Source organism: Streptomyces sp. N35 (assembly GCF_016464295.1).
GTDB lineage: Bacteria > Actinomycetota > Actinomycetes > Streptomycetales > Streptomycetaceae > Streptomyces.
This window is the reverse complement of record NZ_JAEIMH010000167.1, coordinates 1-6,281: the sequence shown is the minus strand read 5'-3', so window position 1 is coordinate 6,281 and position 6,281 is coordinate 1. Positions and strand designations below refer to the sequence as shown.

General features: G+C 68.6%; 7 protein-coding genes, 1 rRNA gene and 1 pseudogene. All 9 read left to right on the top strand.

Going from position 1 to position 6,281, the window contains the following annotated elements:
* Nucleotides 1-150 precede the first annotated feature (150 nt).
* A 5S ribosomal RNA gene (rrf, locus tag JAO81_RS41305) occupies nt 151-267 on the top strand.
* Between the two features lie 81 nt (nt 268-348).
* Nucleotides 349-993, top strand: a complete 645-nt coding sequence (locus JAO81_RS41300) for an HAD family phosphatase (RefSeq protein ID WP_199553156.1) — start codon at nt 349-351, stop codon at nt 991-993.
* A 42-nt stretch (nt 994-1,035) separates the two neighbouring features.
* Complete coding sequence (locus JAO81_RS41295) at nt 1,036-2,235, top strand: MFS transporter (protein WP_199553155.1); 1,200 nt, start codon at nt 1,036-1,038, stop codon at nt 2,233-2,235.
* Nucleotides 2,204-3,373 carry an acetoin utilization protein AcuC gene (locus JAO81_RS41290; RefSeq protein WP_199553154.1) on the top strand — a complete coding sequence of 390 codons (1,170 nt, stop codon included), beginning with the start codon at nt 2,204-2,206 and terminating at the stop codon, nt 3,371-3,373. Before JAO81_RS41295 ends, JAO81_RS41290 begins: the two co-directional genes overlap by 32 nt.
* A gap of 81 nt (nt 3,374-3,454) precedes the next feature.
* Nucleotides 3,455-4,270: a phosphatase gene (locus JAO81_RS41285; RefSeq protein ID WP_199553153.1), complete on the top strand. Its 816-nt coding sequence runs from the start codon at nt 3,455-3,457 to the stop codon at nt 4,268-4,270.
* A 130-nt stretch (nt 4,271-4,400) separates the two neighbouring features.
* Complete coding sequence (locus tag JAO81_RS41280) at nt 4,401-4,610, top strand: helix-turn-helix domain-containing protein (RefSeq protein ID WP_165336811.1); 210 nt, start codon at nt 4,401-4,403, stop codon at nt 4,608-4,610.
* Nucleotides 4,611-4,731: 121 nt separating this feature from the next.
* A complete protein-coding gene (locus tag JAO81_RS41275) occupies nt 4,732-4,830 on the top strand; it encodes a 30S ribosomal protein bS22 (protein ID WP_003948845.1) in 99 nt (32 codons plus the stop codon).
* A gap of 198 nt (nt 4,831-5,028) precedes the next feature.
* Complete coding sequence (locus tag JAO81_RS41270) at nt 5,029-6,105, top strand: NAD-dependent epimerase/dehydratase family protein (RefSeq protein ID WP_199553152.1); 1,077 nt, start codon at nt 5,029-5,031, stop codon at nt 6,103-6,105.
* Nucleotides 6,106-6,119: 14 nt separating this feature from the next.
* A pseudogene (locus tag JAO81_RS43250) lies at nt 6,120-6,281 on the top strand (glycerol acyltransferase); the annotation flags it as partial.

Genomic DNA, 6,281 nt, shown 5'->3' with positions numbered 1-6,281 from the left:
CTGTAAAGGGTGGAGCTGACCGGTACTAATAGGCCGAGGGCTTGTCCTCAGTTGCTCGCGTCCACTGTGTTGGTTCTGAAATAATGAACAACACGTCTCCCGTCCTGGGCCACAGGATGGTTGAGGCATCGGTTCTGAATTTCATAGTGTTTCGGTGGTCATAGCGTGAGGGAAACGCCCGGTTACATTCCGAACCCGGAAGCTAAGCCTCACAGCGCCGATGGTACTGCAGGGGGGACCCTGTGGGAGAGTAGGACGCCGCCGAACTAAATTTGATAAAGCCTCAACCCCCGGACATTGTCCGGGGGTTGAGGCTTTTCTGCGTTGTGTCCGTTTACAGTTCGAGGTATGCGCTACGACCTGGTCATCTTCGACAACGACGGCGTCCTCGTGGACAGTGAGCCGATCTCCAACACCATCCTCGCCCAGTACCTGAGCGAGCTCGGGCACCCCACCACGTACGAGGACTCCCTCAGGGATTACATGGGGGCCGCCGTGCACCGTGTGCATGACCTCGTGCGGGAGCGGAGCGGGCAGGAGCTGCCGGCCGACTTCGACGAGACGCTGCATCAGCGGGTGTTCTCGGCTTTCGAGCGGGAGCTCACGCCCGTCGCCGGCGCCGAGGACGTGCTCGGGAAGCTCACCGCCGAGGGTGTCTCGTACTGTGTGGCTTCTTCCGGGAGTCACGAGCGGATTCGCGTAGGGCACCGGAAGACCGGACTCGACCAGTGGTTCGAGGAGGAGTGGATTTTCAGCTCCGAGGATGTCGGGAAGGGCAAGCCCGCGCCGGATCTTTTCCTCCACGCCGCCGAGCGGATGGGGGTCTCGCCGGACCGGTGTGCCGTCGTGGAGGACAGCCCGCTCGGGGTGCAGGCCGCGCAGGCCGCGGGGATGGATGTGTACGCGTATACGGCGATGACGTCCTCCGAGCGGCTGGCCGGGGCCAACGCGTACTTCTTCGACATGGGGCAGCTGCTCGAATTGCTGCGCTGATCATCTACCCGTGGGTAGCCCGGGGGCCTACGCTGTGCGGCCATGACAGATGCGCGGTTGCGGCAGGGCAGGGTTTCGCTGGCGTTCAGCTTTTTCGTGCAGGGCGTGGCCTTTGCGCTGCTCGTGACCCGTATCCCGGCGATCCAGGACCGGTACGGGATATCCGACGGGCTGCTGCCCGCTTTTCTCGCCGCTGTGCCGATCCTCGCGGGGGTCGGCAGTGTGGCCACCGAGCATCTGGTGAAGCGGATCGATCCGCGGCTTGTGCTGCGGTGGTCCCAGCCGGTTGTGCTGCTCGCGCTGCTCGGGGTCGGCGCCGGCAGCGAGTTGTGGGAAGTGGCCCTGTCGCTTGCGGCGTTCGGGCTTGCCGTCGGCGCGCTCGACGCCTCGATGAACATGATCGGGGTGAGTCTGCAGCGGGCGTACGGGCGGAGCATCATGCTCGGGTTCCACGCCGCGTACAGCCTGGGCGGGATCGTCGGGGCCTCGCTCGCGTGGGCCGGGGCGCACTGGGATCTCTCGCTGTTCGTCTCGTATCTGCCCGTGGTGGCGGTGCTGCTGCCGGCCGCGCTGGTCGGGAGCCGGTGGTACGCGCGGGCCGGGACCGCCGCGGAGCAGGTGCGGGCCAAGGGGGCCGCGCAGCCGGTGGTGTTCAAGGCGCTGCTGCCGCTGTGTCTGGTGATGACCTTCGCGTATATCGGGGATTCGACGGTCTCCAACTGGAGCGCGAAGTATCTGGAGGACGTGCTCGGCAGTTCGGACGAGGTGGCGACCGTTCCGTACAACGTCTACATGGTGACGACGCTGCTCGGGCGGGCCGTGGGGGACTTCGGGGTCCGGCGGTTCGGCGCTGTGCCGGTGGTGCGGTTCGGGACGGTGCTTGCCGCGCTCGGGTTCGTGGTGGTGGCTGCCGCGCAGGGGGCGTGGATGGGGATCGCCGGGTTCACCCTGGTCGGGTTCGGGCTGTGTGTCCTTGTGCCCCAGACCTTCGCGGCGGCCGGGCGGATGTTCCCCGGGGCCTCGGACACCGCGATCGCGCGGCTCAACATTTTCAACTACGTGGGATTCCTGATCGGTTCACCGCTGGTCGGTGCTCTCGGGGACGCGTGGAGCTACCGCGGGGCGATGCTGGTGCCGATGGCGCTGGTGCTCCTGACGCTGTTCTACGCCCGCTCCTTCGCGCCCGAGGGCGACCGATACGGTGAGGGGCATGAGCGGCCGCGCGCAGTTGATGTGGGATGACGCAGTCACGGGGTACGACTTCGGGCCCGAGCACCCGATGGACCCCGTACGGCTCGCCCTGACCAGGAAGCTGATCGGCGCCTTCGGCCTGGACGAGGAGCTGAAGGTCGTGGCCGCGCAGCCGGCTGGGGATTCGACGCTGCGCCTTGTGCACCGCGAGGACTACATCGCGGCGGTGAAGGACGCGTCGGCCGATCCGGGTGCGGCCGACACCTCGTACGGGATCGGGACCATCGATGATCCGGCCTTCGCGGGGATGCATGAGGCCTCCGCGCTGATCGCCGGGCAGTCCGTGGCCGCGGCCGAGGCGATCTGGCGGGGCGAGGCGGACCATGCCGTGAACTTCGCGGGCGGGCTGCACCATGCGATGCCGGGGTCGGCGGCCGGGTTCTGCATCTACAACGACGCGTCCCTGGCGATCGCGCGGCTGCTCGAGCTGGGCGCCGAGCGGGTCGCGTACATCGATGTGGACGTGCACCACGGGGACGGGGTGCAGGCGGCCTTCTGGGAGGACCCGCGCGTCCTGACGATCTCGCTGCACGAGCACCCGCGGACGCTCTTCCCGCAGACCGGCTGGCCGGAGGAGACCGGGGCCGGGGACGGCGAGGGCGGTGCGGTGAATGTGGCGCTGCCGGCCGGGACGAGCGATGCGGGGTGGCTGCGCGCCTTCCACGCGGTGGTGCCCGAGCTGATCGAGGACTTCCGGCCGCAGGTGCTCGTCACGCAGCACGGCGCCGATACGCATTTCGAGGATCCGCTCGCGCATCTCGCGATCTCGCTCGATGCGCAGCGCATGGTGCAGGAGGCCTGCCACGACCTGGCGCACGAGCACGCGGACGGGCGGTGGCTCGCGCTCGGGGGCGGGGGATACGCGATCGTGGACGTGGTGCCGCGCTCCTGGACCCATCTGACGGCGATCGCCGCCGGCCGGCCGATCGAGCCGACGGCCGAGGTACCCGAGGAGTGGAAGCATGAAGTCTTCGCTCGGACGCGGCAGTTGGCGCCGCAGCGGATGACGGACGGCCGTACGCCGAAATGGCTGGACTGGTCCGCGGGCTATGACCCGGCGGACCGGCTCGACCAGACGATTCTGGCCACGCGCCGGGCCGTGTTCCCGCAGCGGGGAATGCTGCCCTGAGGGTACGCGGCGTTAGCCCAACTGTGGGGCATTTACTGGGTTTTGAGGCTCTCGCGGCTTCAAGTGCGCCAGCATCTAGGCGTGTTGAGCCCCGGCGCCTTACGCGCACACCTCCTGGCGGCCCGGCTCGCCGGTCCCGTCGCCACCTCGCGCGAACAGTCCCTGCACAGCTATCGGCTGTTCGCGGCCCGAGACCCCAGAATGCTGCTCGGGCTCGATCCCGAATGGGCCTGGAGTGCGCGTGACTTGCTGGCGCTGATGGCCGACAAGTGCGGGGTGTCGCCGGATCCGTCGGACCACGAAGGGCCCGACGTCATCGACCCCGACCGGACCCTCGCGGGCCTCGAGGCCTTCGCCGACCGGCTCGTGGCGGCTGCGGAGCGTGGTGAGCCGGTGCTCATCGGGACCGGTCATCCGCACCGACTGCTCGGGTTCTACGGCGACTTGGCAGACGCTCTCTCGGCGGCTGGATGTACTGTTCTCACCCCTGCGCAGGGCTGCTCTGTCGACATAACGACTCGGTTTGGTCTACGCACGTACAACCTTGATTACGTACGAGGAGTCGCGCTGGTGCGCGACGCCGACGCGGAGGGCGCGGGGCGTGAGCCGGGCGCACATTCCCACTCACCGCTCCCGGTTCGGACCGTGCTCGGGGCGGCCGCGGCCGCCGGCGGACCACTGCCGGGGCTGGTCATCGGGGACCACGGCTGGGTCTGCGGTGCAGGTCAGCTGGGTATTGAGGCGATCGGCCTGGCAGATACGGATGATCCCGCGCTGTTCGTCGGAGAGGCGGAGGGGCGCGTGTCCGTCGCCGTTCCGCTTGATGACGCTGTGCGGTCTGATTACTACCGACCGCTTACTCGCTACGTACTCAATCGGGCGGGTCTGTCACAGTAGGCGGCTGATTGCAGCACCTCTTCCCCACTCGCATCACCCGCCCCTACTCTGGGGAGTGAGCGCGTGGCGACGAGGAGTCACCGGAAGGGGAAGCCGGTGCCCGTCCGCGTGCGGAAGGTTCAGGTGTGTCATGGCTGCTGACCAGAGGCCTCTGTCGGAGGTTCAGTTCTTGACCGTGGCGGAAGTCGCCTCGGTGATGCGCGTATCGAAGATGACCGTGTACCGCTTGGTGCACAGCGGTCATCTGCCCGCGATCCGGGTGGGGAGGTCCTTCCGAGTCCCGGAGAACGCGGTTCACGAGTATCTTCGCGATTCCTATGTGGGGGTGGAGACGGCCTGATCGGGGCTCCTTCGGAACCTCGATTACGGGCTTCGAGCTCGGGCGGGTAGGCTTGGCCCTCGTAGGTCGTGTGGGCCTAGTCTGCCCCGCACCGAGTGAAGAGAAGTGAGCGAGGGTAGTCGTGGGCTCTGTTATCAAGAAGCGGCGTAAGCGGATGGCCAAGAAGAAGCACCGCAAGCTGCTCAAGCGCACTCGCGTCCAGCGTCGCAACAAGAAGTAAGCGACCGCTGGAACAGCGCTCTGTGGCCCTCCCACCGTCTTGGTGGGAGGGCCACAGCCGTTTTCCCGGCCTTGCTGGGTACCCGTCTGTGTCGTTGGGCACTTCGCACACCGCGCGGTCATCACAGCGCAACACCCACCCGATACGGTGGCCAAGGCGCGGCGAGGAGCGGTTCTACGGGGAAGGCAGGAGCTGATCTTGGGCAAGGTCGTGCTCGTCACCGGGGTGGCCCGGCAGCTCGGCGGTCGTTTCGTACGGCGGATCCAGCGCGACCCCGAGGTGGACCGGGTGATCGCCGTGGACGCCGCGTCCCCCGAGCACCATCTGGGCGGCGCCGACTTCGTGCAGGCGGACATCCGCCAGTCCGCGATCGCCCGCGTACTGGCCGAGCACTCCGTCGACACCGTGGTGCACATGGACGTCAGCGGCACCGCGCTCGGCGGCGGCAGCCGGGGCTCGGTCAAGGAGACCAACGTCATCGGCACGATGCAGCTGCTCGGTGCCTGCCAGAAGTCCCCCACCGTCAAGCGGCTCGTGGTCAAGTCCTCGACGAATGTGTACGGTTCGGCGCCGCGCGATCCGGCCGTGTTCACCGAGACCACCCCGCCCAAGTCGCTGCCCAGCGGCGGTTTCGCCAAGGACGCGGTGGAGGTCGAGGGCTATGTGCGGGGCTTCGCGCGGCGCCGGCCCGATGTGGCCGTCTGCGTGCTGCGCTTCGCGAACATCCTCGGGCCGACCGCGGACACCCCGCTCACCGAGTACTTCTCGCTGCCGGTGCTTCCGACGGTGTTCGGCTACGACCCGCGGCTGCAGTTCGTGCACGAGGACGATGTGATCGAGGTGCTGCGGATCGCCTCGCACGAGCCGGTGCGCGGGACGCTCAACAGCGGCACCTTCAACGTCGCCGGTGACGGCGTCCTGCTGCTCTCGCAGTGCTCGCGACGGCTCGGCCGCCCGACCGTCCCCGTGCTGCTCCCCGCGGTCACCTGGGCGGGCACCGCGCTGCGGACCGTCGGGCTCACGGACTTCTCGCCGGAGCAGGTGAGGCTGCTCACGCACGGCAGGGTCGTCTCGACGGCGCAGATGCGCGAGACACTGGGATTCCGGCCGAAGTACAGCACCGCGGAGGCCTTCGCGGACTTCGCGAGCAGCCGTGGGCCCGGGCTGCTGCCGCCCCAGGCCCTGGCCCGGGCGGTCGACCGGATCGCCGACAGCGCACTGTCGTTCACGGGCGGTGCGGACAGCGGCAAGCACCCGACGCAGAGCGCCAACTGAGGAGCGTAAGGGCAATGGCGGACGCCAAGGTCATCCCGTTCGACGACGACCGGTCGCGCGGTGGCGCCAAGGGGCCGTCGCGGCGCCGCAGCCGGCGGTCGGGCGAGCCCGTCGCCGTACGGGAGGGGCGGGGGCCCGCGGAGCGGCCGCCCGGTGGGCAGCCGGGGCCCCGGGCC

Excerpts from the sequence above, each read along its gene's own strand:
- JAO81_RS41290 (WP_199553154.1), top strand. The coding sequence starts at position 2,204 with ATGAGCGGCCGCGCGCAGTTGATGTGGGATGACGCAGTCACGGGGTAC.
- JAO81_RS41300 (WP_199553156.1), top strand. The coding sequence starts at position 349 with ATGCGCTACGACCTGGTCATCTTCGACAACGACGGCGTCCTCGTGGAC.
- JAO81_RS41295 (WP_199553155.1), top strand. The coding sequence starts at position 1,036 with ATGACAGATGCGCGGTTGCGGCAGGGCAGGGTTTCGCTGGCGTTCAGC.
- JAO81_RS41280 (WP_165336811.1), top strand. The coding sequence starts at position 4,401 with ATGGCTGCTGACCAGAGGCCTCTGTCGGAGGTTCAGTTCTTGACCGTG.